Annotated in this window: 23 protein-coding genes and 1 other RNA gene; 11 read left to right on the top strand and 13 right to left on the bottom strand. The window is 42.1% G+C overall.

The features are described from left to right. Positions 1 to 149 precede the first annotated feature (149 nt). Positions 150 to 1,952: a glycerophosphoryl diester phosphodiesterase membrane domain-containing protein gene (locus Q1X33_RS14695; protein WP_005229138.1), complete on the top strand. Its 1,803-nt coding sequence runs from the start codon at positions 150 to 152 to the stop codon at positions 1,950 to 1,952. A 61-nt stretch (positions 1,953 to 2,013) separates the two neighbouring features. Here Q1X33_RS14695 and Q1X33_RS14690 read toward each other — a convergent pair whose 3' ends face one another. From Q1X33_RS14690 to gdhA, 3 genes are all read right to left on the bottom strand, one after another. Then, positions 2,014 to 2,223, bottom strand: coding sequence for a hypothetical protein (locus Q1X33_RS14690; protein WP_005229136.1), 210 nt, complete (start codon positions 2,221 to 2,223; stop codon positions 2,014 to 2,016). A gap of 361 nt (positions 2,224 to 2,584) precedes the next feature. Continuing rightward, the gene (locus tag Q1X33_RS14685) at positions 2,585 to 3,931 is read right to left on the bottom strand and encodes a glucose-6-phosphate isomerase (protein WP_005229134.1); all 1,347 of its coding nucleotides are present in this window, start codon (positions 3,929 to 3,931) and stop codon (positions 2,585 to 2,587) included. 102 nt (positions 3,932 to 4,033) lie between these two features. Next, complete coding sequence (gdhA, locus tag Q1X33_RS14680) at positions 4,034 to 5,383, bottom strand: NADP-specific glutamate dehydrogenase (RefSeq protein ID WP_005229132.1); 1,350 nt, start codon at positions 5,381 to 5,383, stop codon at positions 4,034 to 4,036. 160 nt (positions 5,384 to 5,543) lie between these two features. Between gdhA and Q1X33_RS14675 the strand changes: the two genes are divergently transcribed. Continuing rightward, complete coding sequence (locus tag Q1X33_RS14675; RefSeq protein WP_005229131.1) at positions 5,544 to 6,806, top strand: NAD(P)/FAD-dependent oxidoreductase; 1,263 nt, start codon at positions 5,544 to 5,546, stop codon at positions 6,804 to 6,806. A gap of 137 nt (positions 6,807 to 6,943) precedes the next feature. Then, positions 6,944 to 7,981, top strand: coding sequence for a tagatose 1,6-diphosphate aldolase (locus tag Q1X33_RS14670; protein ID WP_034869196.1), 1,038 nt, complete (start codon positions 6,944 to 6,946; stop codon positions 7,979 to 7,981). Positions 7,982 to 8,036: 55 nt separating this feature from the next. On the opposite strand, the gene ybaK is transcribed toward Q1X33_RS14670, so the two are convergent. From ybaK to Q1X33_RS14655, 3 genes are read right to left on the bottom strand one after another with little or no spacing between them, the layout of a single operon-like run. Further along, positions 8,037 to 8,528: a Cys-tRNA(Pro) deacylase gene (ybaK, locus tag Q1X33_RS14665; protein ID WP_005229129.1), complete on the bottom strand. Its 492-nt coding sequence runs from the start codon at positions 8,526 to 8,528 to the stop codon at positions 8,037 to 8,039. Between the two features lie 50 nt (positions 8,529 to 8,578). Further along, positions 8,579 to 9,331, bottom strand: coding sequence for a type I 3-dehydroquinate dehydratase (aroD, locus tag Q1X33_RS14660; RefSeq protein ID WP_005229128.1), 753 nt, complete (start codon positions 9,329 to 9,331; stop codon positions 8,579 to 8,581). A 5-nt stretch (positions 9,332 to 9,336) separates the two neighbouring features. After that, positions 9,337 to 10,506, bottom strand: coding sequence for a class I SAM-dependent rRNA methyltransferase (locus Q1X33_RS14655; RefSeq protein ID WP_034869221.1), 1,170 nt, complete (start codon positions 10,504 to 10,506; stop codon positions 9,337 to 9,339). A 237-nt stretch (positions 10,507 to 10,743) separates the two neighbouring features. On the opposite strand from Q1X33_RS14655, the gene Q1X33_RS14650 reads away from it, so the two are divergent. From Q1X33_RS14650 to Q1X33_RS14640, 3 genes are all read left to right on the top strand, one after another. Further along, complete coding sequence (locus Q1X33_RS14650) at positions 10,744 to 12,828, top strand: LTA synthase family protein (protein ID WP_050759618.1); 2,085 nt, start codon at positions 10,744 to 10,746, stop codon at positions 12,826 to 12,828. Positions 12,829 to 13,009: 181 nt separating this feature from the next. Beyond that, on the top strand, positions 13,010 to 13,747 hold the full coding sequence (locus Q1X33_RS14645; protein WP_005229124.1) for a hypothetical protein: 738 nt from the start codon (positions 13,010 to 13,012) through the stop codon (positions 13,745 to 13,747). Continuing rightward, a complete protein-coding gene (locus Q1X33_RS14640) occupies positions 13,726 to 14,199 on the top strand; it encodes a hypothetical protein (RefSeq protein ID WP_005229123.1) in 474 nt (157 codons plus the stop codon). Before Q1X33_RS14645 ends, Q1X33_RS14640 begins: the two co-directional genes overlap by 22 nt. A 117-nt stretch (positions 14,200 to 14,316) precedes the next feature. On the opposite strand, the gene Q1X33_RS14635 is transcribed toward Q1X33_RS14640, so the two are convergent. The 3 genes from Q1X33_RS14635 to Q1X33_RS14625 are packed head-to-tail and all read right to left on the bottom strand — an operon-like array spanning position 14,317 to position 16,821. Further along, positions 14,317 to 15,777 (bottom strand): sensor histidine kinase, encoded by a 1,461-nt coding sequence (locus tag Q1X33_RS14635; RefSeq protein ID WP_005229120.1) that lies wholly within the window; start codon positions 15,775 to 15,777, stop codon positions 14,317 to 14,319. Then, complete coding sequence (locus Q1X33_RS14630; RefSeq protein WP_010749704.1) at positions 15,777 to 16,490, bottom strand: response regulator transcription factor; 714 nt, start codon at positions 16,488 to 16,490, stop codon at positions 15,777 to 15,779. Before Q1X33_RS14630 ends, Q1X33_RS14635 begins: the two co-directional genes overlap by 1 nt. Next, the gene (locus Q1X33_RS14625) at positions 16,471 to 16,821 is read right to left on the bottom strand and encodes an SdpI family protein (RefSeq protein WP_005229116.1); all 351 of its coding nucleotides are present in this window, start codon (positions 16,819 to 16,821) and stop codon (positions 16,471 to 16,473) included. Before Q1X33_RS14625 ends, Q1X33_RS14630 begins: the two co-directional genes overlap by 20 nt. 145 nt (positions 16,822 to 16,966) lie before the next feature. Between Q1X33_RS14625 and Q1X33_RS14620 the strand changes: the two genes are divergently transcribed. Then, a complete protein-coding gene (locus Q1X33_RS14620; protein WP_005231883.1) occupies positions 16,967 to 17,737 on the top strand; it encodes a Cof-type HAD-IIB family hydrolase in 771 nt (256 codons plus the stop codon). A gap of 62 nt (positions 17,738 to 17,799) precedes the next feature. Then, positions 17,800 to 18,163: a transfer-messenger RNA gene (gene ssrA, locus Q1X33_RS14615) on the top strand. Between the two features lie 586 nt (positions 18,164 to 18,749). Here ssrA and Q1X33_RS14610 read toward each other — a convergent pair. Beyond that, positions 18,750 to 18,995, bottom strand: coding sequence for a hypothetical protein (locus tag Q1X33_RS14610; RefSeq protein WP_005229113.1), 246 nt, complete (start codon positions 18,993 to 18,995; stop codon positions 18,750 to 18,752). A gap of 478 nt (positions 18,996 to 19,473) precedes the next feature. On the opposite strand from Q1X33_RS14610, the gene Q1X33_RS14605 reads away from it, so the two are divergent. Both Q1X33_RS14605 and Q1X33_RS14600 read left to right on the top strand, forming a co-directional pair. Then, positions 19,474 to 19,842: an ACT domain-containing protein gene (locus Q1X33_RS14605; RefSeq protein WP_005229110.1), complete on the top strand. Its 369-nt coding sequence runs from the start codon at positions 19,474 to 19,476 to the stop codon at positions 19,840 to 19,842. Positions 19,843 to 20,351: 509 nt separating this feature from the next. Next, on the top strand, positions 20,352 to 21,452 hold the full coding sequence (locus Q1X33_RS14600) for a mandelate racemase/muconate lactonizing enzyme family protein (RefSeq protein ID WP_005229109.1): 1,101 nt from the start codon (positions 20,352 to 20,354) through the stop codon (positions 21,450 to 21,452). A gap of 53 nt (positions 21,453 to 21,505) precedes the next feature. Here Q1X33_RS14600 and Q1X33_RS14595 read toward each other — a convergent pair whose 3' ends face one another. Both Q1X33_RS14595 and Q1X33_RS14590 read right to left on the bottom strand, forming a co-directional pair. After that, on the bottom strand, positions 21,506 to 22,921 hold the full coding sequence (locus Q1X33_RS14595) for a glycoside hydrolase family 1 protein (RefSeq protein WP_005229101.1): 1,416 nt from the start codon (positions 22,919 to 22,921) through the stop codon (positions 21,506 to 21,508). Positions 22,922 to 22,936: 15 nt separating this feature from the next. Then, entirely contained in the window at positions 22,937 to 24,241 is a 1,305-nt protein-coding gene (locus Q1X33_RS14590; protein WP_015510115.1) for a PTS sugar transporter subunit IIC, read from the bottom strand. A gap of 171 nt (positions 24,242 to 24,412) precedes the next feature. Between Q1X33_RS14590 and Q1X33_RS14585 the strand changes: the two genes are divergently transcribed. Further along, positions 24,413 to 25,114, top strand: a complete 702-nt coding sequence (locus Q1X33_RS14585) for a GntR family transcriptional regulator (protein ID WP_034869190.1) — start codon at positions 24,413 to 24,415, stop codon at positions 25,112 to 25,114. A gap of 53 nt (positions 25,115 to 25,167) precedes the next feature. Here the strand turns inward: Q1X33_RS14585 and Q1X33_RS14580 are convergent, their stop codons facing one another. Beyond that, positions 25,168 to 25,932 (bottom strand): serine hydrolase, encoded by a 765-nt coding sequence (locus tag Q1X33_RS14580; protein ID WP_118215345.1) that lies wholly within the window; start codon positions 25,930 to 25,932, stop codon positions 25,168 to 25,170. Between the last annotated feature and the right edge of the window lie 23 nt (positions 25,933 to 25,955).

Genomic DNA, 25,955 nt, shown 5'->3' with positions numbered 1-25,955 from the left:
TCAATTCATTGAGCCGAACATGAAGGAGCTGCTTTTTATACAGGGATCTATACCTGTGGCGAATGTGCTTCTGAAACTGTTCGACTCTTTTTTTCCGCCTTTTTAGAATAAATAGGAACCAAAATACTTACTTTATTAGGATGACGACCATGAATTATTTAAAAAACAGCTTAGTCAACACTTGGGATTTTTTGAAAGACAGCAATGCCTACTTCCGTGATGTGTTACTGATGCACGGTGCTTTGTTGTTCTTAGTGATCCCAATCTTATCGGCTTCCACCAAGTTCGTCTTAAAACGTGGGGGCTTGCCTTACCTTTCTTTTGATAATATTGGCAGTATCTTTACCGACCACCCAGTCGTGCTGCTCTCATTAACACTGATTTTACTTTTGATTTTATTAGCCGTCTTTTTTGAGTTTACTTTTTTGCTGCTAAGTGTCTATTTTATTAAAAAGAAACAGCCGATCAGCTTGCGGCAATTGTTACGGATGACTGTTTTGCAGTTGCGTAAATTACGGCCGATGACCTTTTTATTTTTCCTGTTTTACTTCTTACTGATTTTACCGATCGGTGGGTTGAGTTTTAATTCTGATTTACTCGCAAAAATCAAAATTCCCGCATTTATCATGGATTTCATTTTTGCCAACCGTGTCTTGATCATCGGGGCAGTGCTGTTGGTTTATGTTTTGTTGATTTACTTGGGGATTCGCGTGATCTTTGCCTTGCCAGAAATGATATTACGTGATCTGCCCTTTCGAAAAGCGATCAAAGAAAGCCTCCAAGTAACAAAACGCCGTTTTTTTGCCATCGTTGGACAATTTGTCTTTATCGGTGGCAGCATCTTGTTGATTTCGACACTGGGCTTCACTTTGCTGATTACCATTCAGGCGGTGATTGAAGTTGTTACACCGGACTATGCGTTGTATAGTGCTGTTTTTATTATGACTTTCTTGCAGTTTATCTTGTTACTGAACGTCATTTTATCGACGGTAGCCATTTTTTACATCATCGTTGATTTCATGGATGATGAAGGCTTTTTACCGGAGATTCCTTCATGGTTCCACCAAGAGCCATTGAACCAGCGTCATTTCTTAGGTCTAAAAAGTTCGTTGTTTACCTTGGTAACGGTGCTTTTCGGTGTCGGTGTTAGTCTATATAATATGAACTATCTGACTTCAGCTGCTTCGATCCATCCGGTAACGATCTCCCATCGAGGGGTCAGCGACGGACAAGGGGTCCAAAATTCTCTTGAAGCACTACGCTTTACTAGCGAAAAGTACCAACCAGATTACGTTGAAATGGACGTCCAGCAAACAAGTGATGGTCATTTTATTGTCTATCATGATTTTTCTTACCGTCCGTTGACAGGTGGTCAGGGCAAACCAGAGCAATTGCCTTTGAGTTACGCCGAATCACTGACAGTTTCGGAAAACAACCAGACAGCACGTATTCCAACCTTTGATGAATACTTGGCACTTGCCAACCAATTGGACCAAAAACTGCTGGTGGAGATCAAAACGCAGCGAAAAGATACCACGGAACTTGTAAAGGCCTTTTTAGCAAGATATCAAGAGGACCTCCTTGCAAATGGTCATATTATGCAAAGTCTCTCCTATACAGTTGTTGAGGAATTAAAGGCGCAGGCGCCTCAATTGATTTCAGGATACATCATGCCCTTCAATGTCGTGGGGCCACCACTGACCAGTGCTGATTTTCTGACGATGGAATACAGTACGATCAACCGCAACTTCATCGCCTCTGCCCGAACCGATGGCAAGGAAGTGTTCGTTTGGACCCCCAATGATGCGGATACTATCAGCCGGATGCGTTTTTACGGCGTGGACGGGATCATTACTGACCAGATGGGGATCTTAAATGAAGAGTTGAGTGTGACGGAAGAAGATATGACTTATTCAGACAAACTATTGAATTTTGTGATCGGCGTTGGCTGATCTCACACGAAGAAAAATGCTGCTCACGGTGTTCCGTTGAGCAGCATTTTTTGCTAGTTGGTTAGGCAACGTTCGTTTGCGTACAAATTTTATTGAAACTGACGATCATCCGACGATTACAAGCTTCTACTTGTGCTTGATCTTCTTCTTCATAACTTGAAACGACGATCAACGCCGTATTTACGTATAGTTTTTCCACCACACCAATCACAGGCTTGCTCGCCCCGACAGGTTGGCAGACATATTTTTCACCGATCGTAATATTCTCCATATCCTCACCTCAACCGTTTTCTTTCTTAAAGATATAATAACAAAAAAGCATCAAATTGAAAACGTTTTATTTCAATTTATCACGCATTTGTCACCAAGAAATGACAGTTTCGTTCGTTGAAACGCACTGGTTTGTTCGTGCCACTTCTTAAAAAGCATTTTATACTAAAGGAAATCAAAAGGAGATGAGCCAAATGCCAATTATTCAAACCTGTATCTTTGGACTATTGTCTGCTGCGTTGCTTTGGGGATTAAAAGAAGACCGCTGATTTATTGGCCCAACGATCTAGTAGCACAACAAATACGAAAATAAAACAACGCCTTGAGCCAATCAGACTGGCTCAAGGCGTTTCTTTATCAAATTATAGACGTTCGTTCAATTCTTTTGCAAGATCTTCAAAACCTGGTTTGCCAAGTAAGGCGAACATGTTTTTCTTGTACGCTTCAACCCCTGGTTGGTCAAATGGGTTCACGCCATTTAAGTAGCCAGAGATACCCACAGCGATCTCAAAGAAGTACATGGTATAACCTAACGTGTACGCATCCATTGTAGGGATTTTTACTAACAGATTTGGGACATCCCCATCTGTATGTGCAAGTAATGTTCCTTCAAAGGCTTTCGTATTAACAAAATCAACTTCTTTTCCTTCTAAGTAGCCAAGACCATCAAGATCTGCTTCTTGTGTAGGGATCGCAATTGATTTGCGTGGTTTTTCAACTTTAACAACTGTTTCAAAGATATTGCGACGGCCTTCTTGGATGTATTGACCAAGAGAATGCAAGTCTGTCGAGAAGTTTGCACTTGAAGGATAGATCCCTTTTTGGTCTTTTCCTTCAGACTCGCCGAATAATTGTTTCCACCATTCTGAGAAGTATTGCATGCCTGGTTCGTAGTTGATCAGCAATTCGGTTACTTTGCCTTTACGATAAAGGATGTTACGCATTGCTGCATATTGATACGCTTCATTTTTTTCAAGGTCGTCACTTGCGTAAGCATCGCTAGCATCTGCTGCCCCTTGCATCAAGGCATCGATATCCGCTCCGCTGGCAGCGATTGGTAATAAACCAACAGCAGTCAATACAGAGAAACGGCCGCCGACGTCATCTGGAATCACAAAGGTTTCCCAGTTTTCAGCATCTGCTTCAACTTTTACTGCACCTTTCGCTTTATCCGTTGTTGCGTAGATCCGTTTGTTGGCTTCTTCTTTGCCGTATTTTTCAATCAAACGTTCTTTGAAAACACGAAAAGCGATCGCTGGCTCAGTAGTTGTTCCTGATTTTGAGATCACATTCACAGAGAAGTCACGGTCACCGATGATTTCGATCAAATCTGCTAAGTATGTTGAAGAAATCGAATTACCTGCAAAAAAGATTTGTGGTGCTTTGCGTTCTTCATTTGGTAGCAAGTTAAAGAAAGAATGATTTAAGAAATCAATCGCTGCTTTCGCTCCTAAATAAGATCCGCCGATCCCGATCACGACTAATACTTCAGAATCAGATTGAATTTTTTCAGCCGCTTTTTTGATGCGCGCAAATTCATCTTTGTCATAGTTTTTAGGAAGGTCGATCCAACCTAAAAAGTCGCTACCAGCACCTGTTCCTTCGCGTAATTGTTTGTCTGCTGCTGTAACTTGACTTTGCATGTAGCTCAATTCGTATTCGTTCACGAATGGTGCTACTTTCGAATAGTCAAACTTGATGTGTGACATGATTTGTCCTCCTTGAAAAAATAGTTTTTCATACACTACCTACTTTACGTTTTTTTTCAACTTTTTTCAAGTAATTCCTGATAGGTAGCCTGTTGGGTGATTTTAGACAAGTCCTTGAGCAAACATTGCTTTAGCAACTTTTTCAAAGCCTGCGACGTTCGCACCTAACATAAAATTATTTTTTTGTTCGAAGGTTTCAGCAGTATCACGGCATGCCTCATAGATCGACTTCATGATATCGTCCAATTTGGCATCGACTTCAGCTTTTTCCCATTGCAGTCGTTGGGAGTTTTGACTCATTTCTAACGCAGAAACGGCTACGCCGCCAGCATTGGCTGCTTTTCCTGGGCAGTAGAAAATTCCTTCTTCAATAAAATATTCTGCTGCTTCCAATGAGCTAGGCATATTCGCGCCTTCAGAAACGACCCGGACACCATTGGCTTTTGCACGTTTGGCTTGTGAGAGATCAATCTCGTTTTGGGTCGCGCAAGGAAAGGCTAATTCCGCTGGTGTATCAAAATCCCAGACAGACGCCCCTTCATGATATTCGGCTGATGGACGTTCCTTGGCGTAAGCCGTCAACCGTTCACGCTTCACTTCTTTGATCTCTTTTAACAAGGCCAGATCAATGCCGTCTTTGTCATAGATAAAACCAGAGGAATCAGAACACGTGACAGGGATCGCACCTAATTCTTGCAATTTCTCAATTGCATAGATCGCAACATTGCCGCTTCCAGAAACGATCGCTTTTTTGCCTGCAAAGGTTTCACCTAGGTCTGTCAATAAATGCTTAACGAAATAAACGGCGCCATAACCCGTTGCTTCTGTGCGGTTTTTACTGCCCCAGAAGTCTAATGGCTTACCAGTTAAAATACCAGCATCGTATTGCTTCAATCGTTTGTAGGCACCAAACAAATAGCCGATTTCTCGGCCTCCGACACCAATGTCGCCAGCTGGAACATCTAAGTCAGGTCCGATATGTTTTGACAGCTCCGTCATAAAGCTTTGGCAAAAACGCATCACTTCGGCATCGGATTTGCCTTTTGGATCAAAATCACTTCCGCCTTTTCCGCCGCCGATCGGCAGACCTGTCAAGCTGTTTTTGAAGATTTGCTCAAACGCCAAAAACTTCAAGATACTCAAGTTTACACTTGGGTGAAAACGCAAGCCGCCTTTGTAAGGCCCCATTGCCGAGTTGAATTGAATCCGATAGCCACGGTTTACTTGCCAGTTGCCTTGATCATCTTGCCACGGGACTCTGAATTGGATAAAACGTTCTGGTTCAGTTAAGAGTGCAAGGATATTTGATTCAATATATTCTGGATGCTCCTCTAAAAAGGGAACGATCGTAGGCAAAAATTCGTCAATTGCTTGAAGAAATTCCGGTTGGTGTTGGTCTTTCTCATGAATCTTCGCTTGAATTTCTTTCACGTAAGCTGAAGCTTTGGTCATAGTGCATTACCTCCTTTAAGATATTTTCTATTTTAAAGAAATTTTCTGAAATTGCACGCTTTTTTTTAGAATTGTCAGAATTTTTTATTATTCGAAAAAAATCGACCAATCCTTTCAGCACTCGTAGCCGATGTGTTACAATCCCAAAGAGGTGAAAAGAATGGAAAAAACCTATGATGTCATTGTTGTTGGTGCAGGTACGAGCGGCATGATGGCTGCGATCACTGCTGCCAAACAAGGTGCGCGGGTGTTATTAATCGAAAAAAACAAAAAAATCGGCAAGAAATTATTGATGACTGGCGGCGGACGCTGCAATGTAACCAATAATCGGCCGGTAGATGATTTAGTTGCTCATATTCCAGGAAACGGCAAGTTTTTGTATAGCACGTTTTCTCAATTCAATAATTATGATGTAATGGCGTTTTTCGCAGACTTAGGTGTCGTCTTAAAAGAAGAAGACCACGGACGGATGTTCCCTGTGACGAACAAATCAAAAACCATCGTCGAAGCGTTGCTTCAAGCAATCAACGATCATCACGTCACCCTATTGACGAACACGGTCGTCACAAAGCTGATCCATGACGGCAGTCAAATTCGCGGCGTGCGAACCGAAACCGATGAGTTCTCTGCCCCTAGTGTGATTTTGACCACAGGTGGCCGCACCTATCCTTCCACGGGCGCAACGGGGGACGGCTATAAGATGGCAAAAAAAGTCGGCCATACCATTACGCCACTTTATCCAACCGAATCGCCGCTTGTTTCAGAAGACTCCTTTATTCAAGAGCGGACGTTGCAAGGCATTTCCTTGCATGACATCACGTTGAGTGTCTTGGATCAAAAAGGAAAGCCCATCGTCGCCCATACCATGGATCTTTTGTTTACCCACTTTGGGTTATCTGGTCCAGCTGCTTTACGCTGTTCCTCTTTTGTGAACCAAGAATTGAAAAAGCAACAACCCGTGACGGTTGTTCTGGATTGTCTGCCAGCAAAATCCCATGAAGCCTTGACCCAGGAATTGATTCAGTCTGCGGCTTCGAAGAAACAATTGCCGAATGCTTTAGCTGGCTTTTTGCCTGAGCGCTTGATGACCTTCTTTTTGCAGCAGCTAGACCTGCATGAGCTGGTTGCTGAAAAAGCCTCACCAGAACAGTTGGCTGCGCTCGCTTCCTTGATCAAAGGCTTTTCAGTCACTATCGTTCGCACGTTCCCGTTAGAAAAGTCTTTCGTGACTGGTGGCGGGGTCCATCTGAAAGAAATCAATCCAAAAACCATGGAGAGCAAGAAAATCAACGGCTTGTATTTTGCTGGTGAATTATTGGATATCAATGGGTATACAGGTGGTTTCAACATTACAGCAGCGTTTTGTACTGGACATGTTTCAGGGAAAAACGCAGCAGAAACAGCTAGTTATTTCAGTTATTGATCGATGACCCAGGTGTTGGCAGCAATATCCTTGCCGTTGCTACCAACACCTGGGTCTCCTCTCTTTTTGCTTATTAGTTGGGTTTTTCTCAAAGTAGGCGTAGACTAAAGATAGCAAGATCGAGGGAGGTTTTTTTAATGAAACGAATTTCAAGAGGTAAATTTGAACGAATGCAAAAACTTTCAAATAAGGATGGTGTGATTGCCGCACTAGCGATCGACCAACGTGGTTCCATGAAAAAAATGATGAAGGCGGCAACTGGACCGGATGACTTTACGATGGAACACATTTATGAATTCAAGCAGTTGGTTTCCCAAGAATTGACCAAATATGTCAGCAGTATTTTGTTAGATGAGGAATATGGCTTCTTAGGGATCGAAGCAAAGAATCCCAATGCTGGCTTGATCCTTTCCTATGAAAAAACAGGGTATGATGTCAATACGCCGGGTCGTTTGCCAGAAATTTTACCCAATGAATCGCTGCAGCGCTTAGTGAAAAAAGGGGCAGATGCTGCAAAAGTCTTGGTTTATTATAATCCAGATGAACCGCAAGAGATTTTAGATACCAAACATGCGTTTTTAGAACGTTTAGGTACGGAGGCACAAGCGGCCGATATTCCGTTATTTGTAGAGCCAATCGTTTACGACGATGAGATCACAGATGACAAATCACCTGCTTTTGCCAAGATCAAACCGAGCAAGGTCATCCGAACCATTCAGGAACTGACGAAAGATCACTACCATATCGATATTTTGAAAGTCGAAGTACCGGTTCAGTTCGACTTAGTTGAAGGTTTCCAAAAAGAAGGCTTAGAGGCCGTCTATACGCAAGAAGAAGCCGCCAATTACTTCAAAGAAGCTAGTGACGCTGCGACGCGACCATTTATCTATTTGAGTGCGGGGGTCCCAGCGAATGTCTTTCGCGATGAATTGACCTTTGCTGGTCAACACGGTGCTAAATTCTCAGGGATCTTAGGAGGACGAGCAACTTGGCGCGATAGTGTGGAAATCTATGGGAAGCAAGGCGCCAAAGCATTACTGGAATGGCTGGACACCCAAGGGAAAGAAAATGTTGAAGAATTAAACGCCATTTTAAAACAATATGCCACTCCGTGGTTTGACTTTTATGGCGGTTTAGAAAATATTGAGGTTTTCGATATTGAAGTAATGGAATAAAATAGTACAAAATAATCCCCGTGAACGGCATTTCAAGATGGTTCACGGGGATTTTTTATTCGTGTTCAGGTGCCAACAAATCGGCAAAGACCGCCCTAGTCAATTGTTGCAACGCTTGTGGGGCAAGCCCCATCTGCAACCCGCGCTTTCCTGCAGAAACCACGATTTCTTCCAGTGTCTCTGCCTTATGATCAATATAAGTAGGAAAGAGCTTTTTCATCCCGATCGGCGAACAGCCGCCGCGAATATAGCCAGTCGTTTCTTCTAAATCTCTCAGATGCAGCATCTCTACTTTTTTGTTTCCACTGACTTTGGCTAACTTTTTCAGATCCACTTCTCTGTTTCCAGGAATCACAGCCACCAGCGGACCTGTTTTGTTGCCCACTGCCACCAGCGTTTTGTAGATGGCTTGCGGGCGTGCTAGTTGTGCAGCGACGGATTGCGCATCGAGATGATCTTCCGACCACTCATAGGTGTATTCGTTATAAGCAATTTTCTGTTGTTCTACTTGACGGATCGCATTGGTTTTTTGTTTCTTCTTCGCCATTTTATCCCTCTTTTGTTTTGGTTTCTTCTAAGAGAAGGCCTTGGCTGGTCTTACTCATTGAGTGAAAATTCTTGTAAGTAGTTGGTCATTCGTTCGATCGGTATTTGTCCAGGTGCTGAAGCACCTTGCAACGAAGCAAAAGTAAAGACCGAACCAGTCAATGCCCCACTAACCCGGCTGATTTTCCCCAGCTCCCCCATCGACATGATCGCCAACGGCAGTTGGTTGAAGCCACGCGCTTTAGTAATGATCCCCATCAAACGTAAAACATCTTGGACTTGCTTAGGCATCATCGCTAACTTACCAACATCGGCACCAAATTGATTCATTACGCCGATCTTTAAAATCAACACAGCATCTTCTGGCGTTTTCTCAAAATCATGATTGCTCAATATCAGCTTTACCTGTGCCTTTTTGATTTCTTGAATAAAGGCTCGACCTAAAAATTCAGCTTTCTCTAATTCGACATCGATCCAATCGATCAAACCTGAATCAGCAGCAGCTAAACACAATTCTTTGTACTGGGTCAATGTGAACGCCCGCTCGCCCCCTTCTTCCAAGGTTCGAAAAGTGAAGAGCAGCTCTTTGTGCTTTAATGTCGTGCGAATATGTGATAACGCATCTAAGACCGCTTGCTGGTCTTCGACATGTTTGTAATGATCAACACGCCATTCGACGATCTGTGCCTCTGATTCCTCAGCAGCAATGGCTTGTTTCAAGATCTCTTCATTGGTTTTCCCAATCAATGGCACACAAATCAACGGTGTTTTCCCGTCTAACGTTACTGGTTTTGATCGGCTCATCTACTTCACTCCTTTTTCATTTGATAAAAGAATACTTTCAGATAGTTCCCTTCGGAAAAATGCTTATCTACCGCAAAATCAGCTGGTAGACGATAACTTTGAATACATTCATAAGCAACGTGTGCTTTCTCTAAGGATGCTTCGATCATTTCTTGAAACTTCCTCGGAGAAAGATTGGCCGCATTCGTTGAGGCGATCAATAAGCCATCAGGCGCTAAAATCGCCAAACTATCAGTGACTAAGTCGCCATAATTTTTCGCAACCGAGAAGACCTTTTTCTTGTTGCGGGCAAAACTCGGCGGATCTAAAACGATCACATCAAAGCGCAAATCTTTTTTGCTGGCATAATTGAAGTAATTGAAAACATCCATGACATGGATACGCTGGGTATCTGGATCAATGCCGTTGACTGCAAATTGCTCGCGGGTCTTTTCTAGACTGCGTTTTGCCAAATCGACGCTCGTTGTTTGAACAGCGCCACCGACAGCAGCAGCGACAGAAAACGCCCCCGTATAACTGAACATATTTAAAACCGTCTTGCCAGCTGCCAAGCCATCAACAAGTTGCCCACGAACTTCTTTTTGATCCAAAAAGATGCCCGTCATTAGTCCTTCGTTCAAATACGTCGCATACGTGACGCCATTTTCCTTCACCAGTAAGGGTTCAGGTGCCGTTTTTCCATAGACCCATGCTGATTCAGGCAGTTCAGACGTAAAGCGGATTTTTTCATAAGCCCCTTTGATCTCGGGAAATATTTGACGAAAAGCCGCCACGATCGCTTTTTTATGTTGATAAAGGGTGGCATTGTACCAAGAAAAAACGACATACTCGCCATACAAATCTACGGTAAGTCCCCCCAATTGATCCCCCTCGCCATTAAACAGACGAAAGGCATCTGTCAGGTCATCTTGATAGTAAGCAATGCGTTTGCCTTTTGCTTTCGCAAAGCGTTGCGCAAAGAATGCTTGGTCGATCACTGTTTCTTCAAAGGATACGACCCAGCCGATCCCTTTATTTTGTTCCCCAAGATAGCCGACACCTAAGAAATGGTTGGCCTGATCAATAAAGGTGACCCACTCCTTCGTCTCGATTGCTTGTTGAAGATCTTCTCGTTGGATCAACGGATTCTTTTTGCGAAGCTTCGCTGATCCTTGCTTCGTTAGTTTTATTTTCATGTTCATCTGCTCCATTCATTCTCCTTTTTAGTATAGCAAAAAGCGACTGTATTGTCTGTATCCTTGAAAGTAAAGAAATACTTAATTCCGCGTCATGACAAGGAATTCATTTGACACGTCTTTCACAGCCTAGTAAAATGTACTGTGATGTAAAATCGTAATTTACCGGTTATACTGGAAAAAGAGAGGACGATTCCTTTGAAAAAAAATAAAGTATCCACCTTTGTGAATACAAGAATGGGCTTTTTTTTCCTATTAGCCCTATTATTTTGGCTAAAAAATATCTTTGCCTATATGGTGGACTTCCACCTAGGTATTGAAAGCAGCATTCAGTACTTCATCTTATTCATCAATCCGATCGCAACGACTTTGTTGCTGCTGTCGATCGCATTGTACGTAAGAAGAACCAAAGCAGCTTATATCACGATGCTTGTGATCTATTTCTTGATGACTCTGCTGTTGTTCTCCAATGTTTCGTACTATCGAGAATTCACTGACTTTATCACCATCAACACGATGCTTGGTGTAGGAAAAGTGGCAAGTGGTCTAGGAGAAAGCGCAATTCGCTTGTTCCGTCCCTACGATGTGTTGTACTTCATTGACTTTATCGTGCTGATTGCAGCCTTTTCAATGAAAAAAATCAAAATGGACACTCGTCCTGTGCGGGCACGGATGGCTTTTGCGATCTCAACCTTAGCTGTCATGGTCTTTTCTGCCAATCTTTTCTTAGCAGAAGCGGATCGTCCTGAACTGCTTACTCGAACGTTTTCTCGTGACTATTTAGTGAAATACCTTGGGATCAACGCCTTTACGGTTTATGATGGCGTGCAAACCTATCAAGCTTCGCAAGTACGTGCCGAAGCAAGTCCCAACGACATGAACGAAGTAGAAAGCTATGTCAAAGAACATTACGCGGAACCGAATGACGATCTGTTCGGTATCGCAAAAGGCAAGAACGTCATTTATATTCACTTAGAAAGTGTTCAGCAATTCTTGATCGATTATAAATTAAAAGATGAAGATGGTGTTGAACATGAAGTTATGCCATTTATCAATAGTTTGTATCATAGCGATAGCACCTTTAGTTTCGATAACTTCTTCCATCAAGTAAAAGCTGGGAAGACCAGTGATGCGGAAACGTTATTCGAAAATTCCTTGTTCGGATTGAATCAAGGGGCATTATTCACTCAACTGGGTGGGAAAAATACCTTTGAGGCAGCGCCAGATATTTTAGGTCAAACCCAAGGCTATACCAGTGCGGTTTTCCACGGAAATACGGGTACCTTCTGGAACCGAAATGAAACCTACAAACGGTTTGGCTATGATTATTTCTTCGACGCATCGTATTATGATGTCAATGATGAAAATTCATTCCAATACGGTCTACATGACAAACCGTTCTTTGAACAATCGGTACAATACTTAGAACGTCTGCAACAACCGTTCTATTCAAAATTCATTGCAGTTTCTAACCACTACCCATATTCTGAATTTACCAATGAAGAAGGCGGCTTCCCGCTAGCGAACACTTCTGATCAAACGATCAATGGGTATTTCGCAACCGCGAATTATTTAGATAAAGCCGTAGAAGAGTTCTTTAATTACTTAAAAGAAAGCGGCTTGTACGAAAACTCAGTCATCGTTTTATATGGTGACCATTACGGAATTTCCAATTCTCGGAACCGCAACTTAGCAGAATTGCTTGGAAAAACAAGTTCGACTTGGACAAACTTTGACAATGCTTCATTGCAACGTGTCCCTTATATGATCCATATTCCAGGACAATCAAACGGCGGCATCAATCATACGTATGGTGGCCAAGTTGATGCGTTGCCAACCCTCTTGCACTTACTCGGTGTCGATACATCGAACTATATTCAATTGGGACAAGATTTATTCTCTGATCAAAATGAACAACTGGTTGCCTTCCGCGATGGCGACTTTGTGACACCAGACTACACTTACTATAGCAGTACATTGTATGACAATCGTACCGGCATGCCGATCAACGATCCATCCGATGAACTGCAAGCGAAAGTCGATGAGTGGAAAGCCAAAGTTGACAAACAGCTGTCAGTCTCTGATCAGATCAACAATGGTGATCTCTTACGTTTCTACGCGAAGAGCGGTTTAGAAGAAGTCGATCCTTCGACCTATAATTACAAAGACGCCCTTCAGCAAATGATGGCTATCGAAAAGAATCTAGGCAGTGATTCAACCAGCGCCTTTTCTCAAAACGGCAATCAATCGACCGTCGATCTGTACCAAACAAAAACCTTCCAAGAATACCAGCAGATGACGGAACAAGATAGCGGAGAATAACCTATAAGTACTACAAGATCGATCCAGCAAGGCGGATGCTTTGCTGGATTTTTTTCGGCTGTTTTGTTCGTAAAAACCCGATTTTTTCTATTGCTTTTTTAGCTTCGATATTTTACTACAAGAACTTCATACTTTATTCAAACTCCCCTTTTATACTATGAAATAGGATGAGGTGAACTAGATGAAAACTATACATTTTGCGATTGCCAGCATATTTTATCATAAAAAAGCCATGGTGCTTTATACGCTTGTATCCTTCTTTGCCGTGATTGGCTTGATCGTGACCTTCGCCTTGATCTACTCAATGGATCAAGTGATCGCTCAAACCAGAGATCTCTTAACAACAGAAGATTTGCAAACGAAAGTAGCAGAAGAGATCCAACCAGTCACGACGATCTATCATCAACTGTTCTATTTGATTTTTAGTGCCTTTACACTGGTCTTTATCGGCTTTCAAGTTTATTACCAATTATCAAAACGCTCAGAGTACACTGCCTGGTTAGCAAGTGGTGCCACCACCAGACAATGGGTGGCGATGCAGTTGCTTGAAATGCTCTTGCCGCTTTTAGCAGCTGCCGTGATCGCCTTTGTGTTATTGCTGCTCTTCCAGCCTTATTTCCAGCGAGAATTGCTTAGCGGGCATATCATCGCTCTTGATCGTGAGCGTGCTTCGGATCACTTTTGGGAGGCTGTTCAAAGTCTTCCCGGTCAAGAATTCGCCATTACGATCCCGCAAAACAGTCAAATTCTTGTCCAAAATGTTGACTTGAACAGCACCACTTGGCTGGCTATTTTATTTGAAAGTACGCGCCACACACTTATCGTATTGCTTGCCGCTGTTACCAGCTTTACTGGTCTGATTGCTAGCGGACATAGTCTGTATTGGAGGAAAAAACAATGGAAAAACCAACTCAGCTAACGAAATCAATTGGTTTCTTTTATGTTGCGAAAGACAATGAAACAAAAACATCTGAATTAAGCTTGCTGCTTTCACAAAAAAAAGCAATCTTGATTCGCGCACAGTGGCCCTCCGTCCCCTTTTTATCGGTCATGGACAATGTATCTCTTGCAAATAAAAAAGGGGGCGATTTAGAGGAAGTGCTGCCTTATGTACAGCTTCCCTTATCGGCTTTGAAAAAAGATCGAACAGAGTTAACACCCTTTGAGGAGCTCAAAATTCAACTGCTCTTAGCTTTACTTTCAGAAAGAGAAACCCTTTTAATCGAAAATGTCTTGAGCACATTAACAACGAACGAGGTTCAAACCCTGTTGCCCTTGTGTCAAGAAATCGCCGAACAATTTGCTGTTGCCATCTATTTGATTCATGAAGACGAATGCTTTGCCCATACCCCTTATACTACTTATCTATAGTTTACATAGCCCCCAAACAAGAAGGCTTGCTTGCAAAAGCAGGTCTTTTTGTTTAGACTGCTGCCACTGAACCGCAAAAAAAATCGACCGGCTAAGCGAATTGCTGCCGGTCGATTGCTATTCTTCATTTAAGTCGATATCAGGAAAAGAAATTTTAAACGTCGTGCCTTTGCCAAGTTCACTTTCTACACTGATTTTTCCTTTGTGTAGGCGTACGAGCTGTTCAACGATCGATAGACCCAAACCTGATTCACCAAATTGACGGTTTTTACGGGAAGGATCGACTTTGTAATAACGATCCCAAATATTCTTGACTTGTTCTTCAGACATGCCGATTCCCGTATCACTGATCTCGATGATCGTTTCCAAGTAGCCTTTTTCGATTCGAACCCGAATTTCTCCATCTTCCGTAAACTGGATCGCATTTTGTAAAATATTGACCATGATTTGGACGAAACGATCGTAGTCGGCATAGACGTCAATTGGCTCTGTTGTTTCTAAAATCAACACATCTTTGGCGATTTCTGCCTTGCTCTCAAGTTGCGTCAGCAGATTTTTGATGGTTTGCGTTGCATCGAATTTTTTGATGACCATCGAGATTTGATTGGTTCGGATTTTTTCGTAGTCAAGGTTTTCGTTGACTAATCGAATCAAGCGATTGGTTTCATTTTTCATCAAACGGATCGCATTGTCCTTTTGATTTTCAGGAATCGCGTTGTACTCTAACCCTTCCAATAAGCCATTGATGGTCGTCAAAGGCGTGCGCATCTCATGCGAAGCGTCTGCCATAAATTGTCGACGACGTTCTTCTTGTCGTTCAATTTCCTCTTGCGACTCTTTTAAGGATTTCGTCATTAAATTAAAATCTTCGGCTAACTCATCAAATTCATCCCGGTTATGCACTGGCAAGAAGATATCAAAATTGCCATTGGTGATCTCCTTGGTTGCTCGTTTCATGCGATTGATCCGCCTTACTTGGAACGTAGCAAATAGGTAACTGATCAATAAAGAAACGACGATCGAGATCAAACATACTTTAAACAAGTTTTGGTTAAAAGCACTGACAAGATTCAAGATGCTGCTTGCCGATTGCGAAACCACCATCACCCCGTAAAAATCCGTTCGATTGACAGAAAAAGGAATCAAAACATAGGAAGTCAGTTCTTTTTCCCCATATAGATTCGTGGGTGATGTCAGTTGCAGACGCGCCCCGTTTTCTAAGGATTGCCAGTCTTTTTCAGAAATTGGAAAATCTACCGCACGAGTCGTATCTAATGGATAAATGATGTCATCGGGGCTTTTAAAGAAAGCAAAAGAAATGTCTTGGTTGCTCAAAATATTTTCAGCCAAATGCAGAGAATATTGCAGATAGCCATCTCGCGTCATATTTTGCTGCAAATATTCTGAATCGCTGATTTGCGAAATCGTCGCGACCGACGAAGCATACCCCATTAACTGCTCATAATTTCGTTCTTGTAATGTTTGGCGCGTCATTTGTGTAAACGCAATACCAATCGTCATCAAAATTACGAAGATCACAACAAAAAACGCAATCAGCTGTTGATACAAGTAGCGCATTAAGCAGCACCTGCATCGTCAAATTTATACCCCACACCCCAGACGGTTTGAATGATCTGAGGTCCCACTTTTTCTATTTTTTGTCTTAGTTTTTTGATGTGCGCATCAACCGTCCGTTCATCACCAAAATATTGGTAATCCCAAACTAGTTCTAACAATTGCTCTCGTGAAAAGACTTGCCGCGGTTTTTTCGCTAACGTATAAAGCAAATCAAATTCCTTCGGCGTCAACCCATCGATGGGTTTGCCATTTAAATAGGCTTCCCGTGTTTTTGTGTTCATTTTGAAATGATCGGTCACAACATCAAAAGTTGCATCGGAAGCTTCAGGCGTTGTTTTTTCAACCAACTCACTGCGGCGGTGTAAGGCTTTGATCCGCGCGATCAAGGTCAGTGGACTAAAAGGTTTCGTCACATAGTCATCTGCCCCCATCTCCAACCCGATGACTTGATCGCTTTCTGAATCACGGGCCGTCAACATAATAATAGGTACTGTACTGGAGATTTTGCGAATTTCTCGCGCCACCATCATGCCATCCATGGAAGGAAGGTTCAAGTCAAGGGTGATCATGTCCCATTTGTCTGGTTCAGCAGCAAAGGCTTCCAGTCCTTCTTTGCCGTCGTACTTAAAAGCCGCTTCCCATCCTTCATTCAAGAAAAACATTTGCATCATTTCAGAAACAGATTCGTTGTCTTCAATCATTAATATATTCATTTTCTTCACCTCTATATTCTTTATCAAATCGTTGCAGATTCTCTTCGATCAGGCCAAAGATCGGCACGATGAACCAAGGGATCGCGATCATTTCAACTAGGAAAAAATTGGTCCATTCTTGCCATTTCAAGACAAACCCAATGACCGCCATGATTCCGCCAAAAAGCAGAAAATAACGGGCGCATAGTTTCTGAGCATGCCGCCAGTTGCGTTCATTTTGTTTTGCTAAATAGGAACGGTAGCCATAAATAAGGTTCATTTTTTTTGATGGAAAAAGAAAAAAAGTGAGACCAATCAAGAAAAAAATGATGCCAATTACTAAAAAAATCATCGTTTCACTCCATTCTTCCTATAGTATACTCGAATTTCTTTCTTCTACCAACAACTTCACCGATTATTCATAAAGGTTTGCCTTTTTTTCAATCTTTGATAAGATTGTGAGTGGACTATGACTATAAACCTTAGGAGTAAGATACATGACCTATAAAGCATTAACTTTTTTTGATCTTGACGGTACGCTTTTAGATGAACACTCGCAAATCACATCCGAAATCGCTGAAGCGATGGCGATGTTGCGAAAAAACCAAGTACTGCCGATCATTGCAACAGGAAGAACCGAACCTGAAGTTACCGCCATTCGTGAAGCAGCTGGGATCACCTCGAACATCGTCATGAACGGCGCCTTTATCCGTATTGACGGCAAAGAAGTTTTTTCCGATACCCTTGAACCTGAACTTTGCGCACGGATGTTCCAAGCAGTCAAAGACAATGGCGATGAACTGTGCTATTACAATGAGAAAGGCTATTGGGCGACTGGACATACCGAGGAAATGATTGGTGCGTACAACTATGTCCGCAGCCCTTTACCAGAAATCGATCCTCTGCATTATGAAACAGATCGGACCAACATGTTGTTGGTTTTAGGTGTCGGCAACGATGCTTATTATCATGAGCGTTTTCCAGAATTAACTTTTTATCGTAATACCCCCTTTTCCATCGATGTCGTAAAATCTGGTACCTCTAAAGGGACTGGCGTAAAAACCTTGGTAGAATTGTTGGGTCTAGAAGATGTACCTACCTTCGGCTTTGGTGACGGCAGCAACGACTTCGCTCTTTTAGAAGCCTGCGACCACAAAATTGCAATGGGAAATGGAATTCAAGAGTTGAAAGAGTTGGCAGACTTCGTGACCCTGAAAAATACCGAAGGCGGGATCGTGCACGCCCTGAAACACTTTGACTTAATCTGATTCTTTGCATACAGGCAAAACTATGGTATACTAATGAATGGTAGCGATACCCCTTTTATCAAGGGGATGTTACGGATTCGACAGGCATAGTTGAGCCTGAATTGCGCTTCGTAGGTTACGTCTACGTTAAAACGTTACAGTTAAATATAACTGCTAAAAACGAAAACTCTTACGCTTTAGCTGCCTAAAAACAGTTAGCGTAGATCCTCTCGGCATCGCCCATGTGCTCGAGTAAGGGTCCTATTCTAAGTGGGATACGTTTTATCTTTCCGTCTGTAAGATAAAAAAGAGAGCATCAGACTAGCGATACAGACTGCCTGTCACTCGGCAAGCTGTAAAGCGAACCTTCAAATGAGTTGACTATGAGCGTAGATTTTTAGGTAGCAATATGTTTGGACGCGGGTTCGACTCCCGCCATCTCCATAAGCTTAAATCGATTAGATTTTCGTAGTTTTTCCTAAGTGTTCAAAACCTTGATTTAAAGAGGTTTTGAACACTTTTTTTGTATTTTCAGTTGCACAATGTTTTCGTAGTTTTCTTGTTTGTTAGTCAAATGGTGGTTAATTATCAGCTTTAAACCGATGTGCTATTCCTCGCTTTTCTTAGATTGTATTTCTTATACCGATTGAACCTACATTAATTGTTCAAGTGAAGTCAGATGCTTTTTTTTAAGCAATCAATGCTCTTCAATGGCGTACCTTTTCACCAAATTGTATACGAGTCTCTTTTTTGCGAGTTTTTCTTGGGCTGATTTTTTTACTCTATTTTTGATTTAAGGCTTTTTACTCCTTAGTATCTTTAGATACACTTTTTTTCACTCCTGTTTTGCGTTCTCAACGGCTTTCTTTGCTTCTACAATAGTTATTTTCCCTGCCTCATCGCATGAAATTTTTTGAAGATGTTTCTTTTCATCAAAGCTTGATGTAAGTTTCATAATCTGCTTGATCATCAACAATCTATGATAGTTCGTTGCTGGCTTGATCTGACTCTGCCTCAGTAAAAAAAGTGCTAATTAAAATGTTTTCGATTTCTCTACAATTTCCTTTACTCGTTCACAAAAACTATCTGGATTCATTCCAGGTTCCATTTTCTCAGCCTCATCAGGAAGTAAATCATTCAGGTACAATGTAGCTTCCTTGTTTTCGGTATACATTTCCTCATAGTGATCGACTAAATAATGTTCCAAATCTATGGAAAACATAAAAAAATTAATTTCTTCGGAAAGTCCTTTTTCAATAAAGTTGAAAAATTTATCCATTCATCACACCTCCTTGACTAAAGTTTATCAAAATATTACAAAGCGTTCTTTACCTTCTCCTTGAATCTTGTAAGGTCTTCGTAAAATTTAGCATGTTCCTTCTTCTCTTTATGATCCTCAGTATCAATTTTTCTTCCAATTAAACATTTAGTGATTTATATTCCATTCCTCTGTCCACCATAATTTTATGTACAATAATAGTACTCAACCATTGATTTATGATTGAGTGCTATTTATCTTCTATTAACTCGATTGATTTCAAATCTGATTCAGCATAGATTGCGGATCCAATTGATATTTCTTCTTCTCCAGAAACAGAGGTATACCCATCAGTTTTAACCGCTTATTTTCTTCTGTATAGAATCTACCCGTCTGTTACGACACAACGCTTAGAATCGTACGTGATCAAATGATAATCGCCTTCCCTTCTTTCTTATCCTTTGATATGATGTTTGCATCAAACGAAGGACGTGATTAGATGAAACTGACCTTATTGGCACCCTCTTTTTCTGTCATCCAAGTAGAACGTATCGATCCTTCGATACTGAAGATCGTTCCTCTATTTTTTGCCCATACGTCAGAAGAACTTTCTTTAGTGTTACCAACGGCAAACGTTCCATCTGAAACACTAAACAGAGAAGATGGATGGAAAGCGATGAAAATAATTGGTGTGCTGGATTTTAGCTTAATTGGCATTATTGCAAAAATCTCTTCCCTTCTAGCCGAGGAGTCAATCAGTATTTTTGCTGTTTCTACCTTCAACACTGATTATATTTTAATCAAGGAGCATCAGGTAGAACAAGCTCGTACTGTTTTAACCGCCAATGATTATTCCTTTGTCAATTGAGAAAAAACTTTTTCTTCCTTACGACAAGTTACTCTCGCTCGCTTTTTGAAATACAAAAGAGCGACTGAACCAAAGAAGTTCAGTCGCTCTTTTGTATTTCACTTGTCGTTTAACAAAGATAAGAGTACTAGGTATCCCAAATAAAAGACTTCCCCAAGCTTTCATTTGCCCCAGTACTCTTCATTGCTCGTTGTTAAGATAATCATAATACAAAAATGATTTTTATTCAATAACTATGCTTTAAAAATAAACAAAATGCTATTTTGTGACAATTTATAGGGGTTTCACTTCATTTCTAGCTAATATTCCCTATATCTGTTTATATTCTAAATCGTTCCATGAAGCATCAGTTGATGAGATGCGATCCCTTCGATAGCGATCCTCCTTCTTTTAAAGTTTTGAATTTGAGAAAATTCAGCCTTGTCAATCTCGCCTTCTCATGCTACCATGGTTATGCAAACGTTAACATTAAAATGCACACGTGAACATTAATTTGAGGAGGATTTTTAATGGCAAAAATTACAGATGTACAAACAGCGTATTATCGGATACCTCTTCCAGAAATCATGGAAGATGCGAAGCACGGCTTACACACCCACTTTGAAGTGCCTATCGTCAAGATCGTTACTGATGATGGACGTGAAGGGGTCGGCTATACGTATACTGGTGGCTTCGGTGGCGAATCGATCGCCAAACTGATCGATAAAGAACTAAAAGCGATCCTTTTAGGGAAAGATCCAGCATGTGTGGAAGCCTTGTGGGATCAGATGAACTGGGGAATCCACTATGTTGCCAGAGGCGGTTTAGCAAGTTTCGCCATTGCGGCTTGTGATATCGCCTTGTGGGACTTACGTGCGAAAAAAGCACAAGAACCCCTCTACAAACTTTTAGGTGGCGCAAGCAACAAAGTAAAATGCTATGGTGGTGCGATTGATCTAAACTTTCCTCTTGAAAAACTCTTAGCCAATAATCAAAAATATTTAGGCATGGGATTAAAAGCGGTCAAAATCAAATTGGGACAAAAAACACTTGCCGAAGATATTGCTCGAATAAAAGCGGTCAGAGAATTGATTGGTCCCGATGTTGTCTTTATGGTGGATGCCAACATGAGCTGGTCTGTTGAAAAAGCGATCAAAGCCGCCAAACTGATGGCGCCTTATGACATTTTGTTCCTTGAAGAACCAACGATCCCCGAAGATTACGAAGGCTACGCTCGTATCGCTAAAGAAGGGCAAATTGCGGTGGCAGGCGGAGAAAACTTGCGCACCCCTATCGAATTTGCTCATATGATCAAATATGGCAATGTCGATTTTCCGCAACCCGACGCTTCCAATTGCGGTGGGATCACCGGCTGGTTGAAAATTGCTGCCTTAACACAAACAAGTAACTTATCTGTTTCTACACATGGCATGCAAGAATTGCACGTTAGTCTACTAGCAGCGATGCCTAATGCTGGGTATCTCGAAATACACAGTTTCCCAATCGATCAATACACCACGAGACCGTTAGTGATCGATCCATCCGATGGCTGTGCGATTGCCCCAGAAGAACCAGGGATTGGCGTCACCTTTGACTGGGAGAAACTTGCTCCTCATAAACAACCCTTTTAACTGAAAACCCACGCTGATTTCCTTTAGGATGAGGAAATCAACGTGGGTTTTTATTACAGAATCAATGGTTTTTCTTCAAATGGAAGCCACCGTTCATCAATCAGGGAACGATACCAAGCGGCTGATTTTTTTAATGACCGAGTCCGTTCTTCATTTAGCTCGACTCGTACAAGACCATAGCGGTTTTTGAACGCATTCATAGGTGAAACACAATCGGTAAATGCCCAAAGCATATAGCCTTCGCAGTTGGCGCCTTCCTCGACGGCTTTTAGCAGCCAGTAAAGATGTTCGGTAATAAACTGAATCCGATAGTCATCTTGGACTTGACCTGTGGCATCCATATACTGTTCTTCATTTTCCCGCCCCATACCATTTTCAGTGATCAGCCATGGAATATTGCCATAATTCTCCTTAAGATAATTGGCCATATCGTACATGACCTTCGGATAGATTTCCCAGCCACGGGAGTTATTCATTTGTTTTCCTGGCAAATCAAAGGTCTCATAAAACATTTCTGGATGAAATGGTGTATCCGAATGCCATTGATATCGTGGTGCCCGCACGCGTTTCGGGTAGTACTGATTGACACCTAAGAAATCCACCGTATGGGTGCGGATCGTTTCCAAATCTTCTTCTGTCGGATCAAAGTAGATGTCATAGGTTTGGCAAAGTGTGATAAGTTCATCTGGATAATGCCCCTTAACCATTGGATCAAAAAAGATTCGGTTAAAAAAAAGATCGTACATTTTTTGCGCGTTTTGATCCTCTGGTGAGGAAGAGCGTGCGTAAACCATTTCTGGATTTAGCACACAACCGATGCGCCCCTCATAGCCTTTTTCATGATAGACAGCCACCGCTTGGGCGGATGCCAATACTTTGTGATAATTCCAAAGCATCCATTTTTTTGTGTTTTGCTCATGGGGCCAGCGGATCGCATCGAGATAGCAACGAGTCTGAATAACGATCGGCTCATTGAAGGTAAACCACTGTTTGACTCGATCACCGTAACGCTCGAAGACGATTTCGGCATAACGGGTATATAGATCGACCACTTTCCGCGAGCTCCAGCCATCATAGGTATCCATCAAACTAGCTGGCAGTTCATAATGTTCCAAACAAAGCATCGGTTCGACCCCAGCCGCAAGCAATTGGTCGATAAGCTGATCAATATGAGCAGCATAATCTTCGTCAACGATCAGCTGTTCATGGTCGGTAAAGAAGCGCGCCCAGTTGATCGATGTTCGGTAATGGGTCAAATGAACCTCCTGCATCAGTTCAACATCCTCTGAAAACTTTTCCATAAAATTCGTCGCAACAGCCGGCCCGTAGCCATTATGCCAGACAAAGCGTTCTTCTTTGTACCAGCGGTCGAGATACGAATCTTGCCCTTCTTTCTTTCCTTGCCAGCCTTCTGTCTGCCAAGCAGACGAAGCAGCCCCTAAAATAAATGTTTCAGGTATTTTTACCATTTTTTTAAAACTCCTTTATGCAACTTCATTGGTCGTACGATTCATTACCAAAACAAAAGGTAGATAGATCAAAATTGCCACGACAATACAGATAACTTGCGTGATCACAGCCCCGATATCCCCAGCAGTAGCTAGATAAGCATTGACGATCGGTGGCATCGGCCATGGGACCATTACCACGGCTTTAGCGGCAAAGCCTAGACTAGTCGCCACGTACCCAATCGTTCCTGTTACTAACGGTGTCAGGATAAAGGGAATCGCCAAAATGGGATTCAGCATAATTGGCATTCCGAAGATCACTGGCTCATTGATATTGAAAATCCCAGGTGCTAATGACAATTTAGTGATTTGGCGCATGTCCTCCCGCTTGCCGACGATCAAAATCGCAATCAGCAACCCAATCGTAACCCCAGAGCCGCCCATACTCATATACATATCCCAAAACGGCATCGTAATAATATTGGGTACTTCTTTTCCAGCTTCAAAAGCTTCCGTATTGACAGCGATCGCTGCCAGCAACAATGGTTCGCGAATGGGTTTGACCATCTGGTTCCCATGAATCCCGATGACCCAAAAAACTTGTGCGATAAACATCAACAACAAGATACCTGGCAATCCTTGGACGATCCCTTCCAGTGGTCGTTGGACGACATTGTAGATGATATCGTAAGCATACATCCCTGTGAGTGCTTTGATAGCAAAACCAGCGGTGGCGATGATGGTCACGGTGAAAATCGTTGGAAACAATGCCGAAAAACTTGCCGAAACATTCCCAGGAACACTATCAGGCATCGTGATCTGCAGCCGTTTTTGTCTTCCTAACCACGCATAAAGCTCGATGGAAACGATCGCAACGAACATGCCTAAAAATAGGCCTTTCGTGTCAGTATATTGCTTAGCCAGCACGTTTTCGGCAACCACCGTCGCATCTTCGTGCAAAAATTCAAAGATCATTGGATTAACAGAAAGATAAGACATCACTGCGATGATTCCTGGAAAGACCCCAGAAATCTTATTTAATTTTGCTAGCTCAATCCCAATCAGAAACACTGCATAGATCGTTAAGAAACTCAACGTCACATAACTGACCGCAGATGAGATCGGTTTTAAACTTTCTAAAAAGCGCAGTGCCTCGATTTGTGCCAATCCATTTTCAGCATCAAAAACCATTGCTGAAAACAATGTACCAAACGCCCCTGTAATGATTACTGGAATCAAAGCAGCAAAGGCATTTTTAATGACCATGATGTAGCGTAAATTGTTGATCCTATTGGCAAACTTTCCTAAAACGTCAGCGAGTCGATCCATAAATCCTTGCATAAAACTCCCTCCTATACCCCTATTCTTCAATTGTTAGAAAACGATTACATTACAAATGTAATTCATTTCCTGAAGAATGTAAACGCAGGAAAAGCCTTCAAAACAGGGTATGTAAAGCTCCAAGTTTACATACTTCGTTTTATCACTTATTATTATTTTGAGGTGAAGCAAATGGCGAACTACCATGACATCGCTGCCGATTTACGGAGCAAAATCAATCACGGGTTTTACGAAGAAGAGAAAAAATTGCCGAAGCAATCCGAACTGGCTGCGGATTATCAAACGAGCCGTGTGACGATTCAAAAAGCATTGAATATTTTACAAATGGAAGGCATTATTTACGGTAAAAAAGGCACGGGTACGTTTATCAGTGATTCCTATTCAACCTTCGATTACAACGCCAAGATCAATCGCGGGCTGACGAAGCGCCTTGGAGAGACAGGAAAAATCACCAGCAAGATCATTTCTTTTGCCATTCTTTTTCCCGATGAGAAAGAACAAGAAAAACTAAAAATTCGCAGTGACCAGCAAATTTATGATATCGTTCGTCTGCGTCTATTTGACGATGTACCTGTTGTTTTAGAGTATACCATCATGCCGCTTCATGTCATTCCTGGGATTACCGAGGAAGTCTTAAACTCATCGGTCTACGGTTATATCACCAACCAACTCCACTCCTCGATTGGAACATCTGTCCGTCGTATCAAAGCGGATCGTGCAGACACCTATGACCAGCAATACTTAGCTTGTGCTGCCACCGATCCCGTTTTAGAAGTTGAGCAAACGGTTTACCTCGGCGATGGGACGCCTTTTGAATTTTCCCAATCACGGCACCGCTATGATATGGGGGATTTTATTGTTGTAAATAATTAATACGCTGCGGATCGAGTGCCTCTGAGTGAGGAGCGATACGCAGCGCATTTTACTTAAAAATATTGCTGATAGACTGTTTGACCAATTTCTCTTAGCCAACTGATCCCTTGACCACTACCGGTTTTATCATAGGAAAACGCCGCAATGATGACCGTCGTTTCATTGGCTTGTAAATACGCTACATCGTGTTCGATGCGGTCAAGACGGCCTGTCTTATTAAAAATGCGGCAAGCAGGCTGCGCAGTTTCCGCAAAATTTCCCGCTAATCCTTCTTGAAATTGCTGCTGATTTAAGGGTGAAAACCCTAGTGCAGCTTCTTCTCTTTTAACACACCTTAGTAGTAGTTTGGCAGCCGCCGAGGGGGTCAAGCGGTTCTCTTTGTCTTTGATCGGTCGCATCATATACCGTTCAAATTGAATCTCTGGCTCCTGAATCCAGGCCTGAAGCGTGGGCAACCCTACTAAGTCCAATAGTACATTGGTCGCAGTATTGTCAGATATGGCGATCATCGCCGTGAGAAGTTCACTGATGGTCCAACCTTTCTTCTGAGGAAAAAGACGGATCACCCCAGCACCCCCTGTCAGATCAACGGGGTTCACACCGATCAGCTGTTGCGGATTGATTTTTTCTTCGATAATCTGTTCAAGATAATAGGCATACAAAACAAGCTTACTGATACTCGCTGCCGAAAACGACTTTTGACTCTGATAGTCAATGAGACAGTCCGTTGGCGTACCGATCCATAAACCCATTTCCAAGGTTGTCTGATAGTTTTTTAGAATAGGCTTAATTGCTACACGCAAGTCATCTTTTCCCATCAAATGCCCCTTTCCTTACGATC

This window comes from Enterococcus sp. B2E4, from assembly GCF_030499455.1.
Lineage (GTDB): Bacteria > Bacillota > Bacilli > Lactobacillales > Enterococcaceae > Enterococcus_D > Enterococcus_D casseliflavus.
The sequence above is the reverse complement of the archived record's forward strand: the minus strand, read 5'-3'. Positions and strand labels throughout refer to the sequence as shown.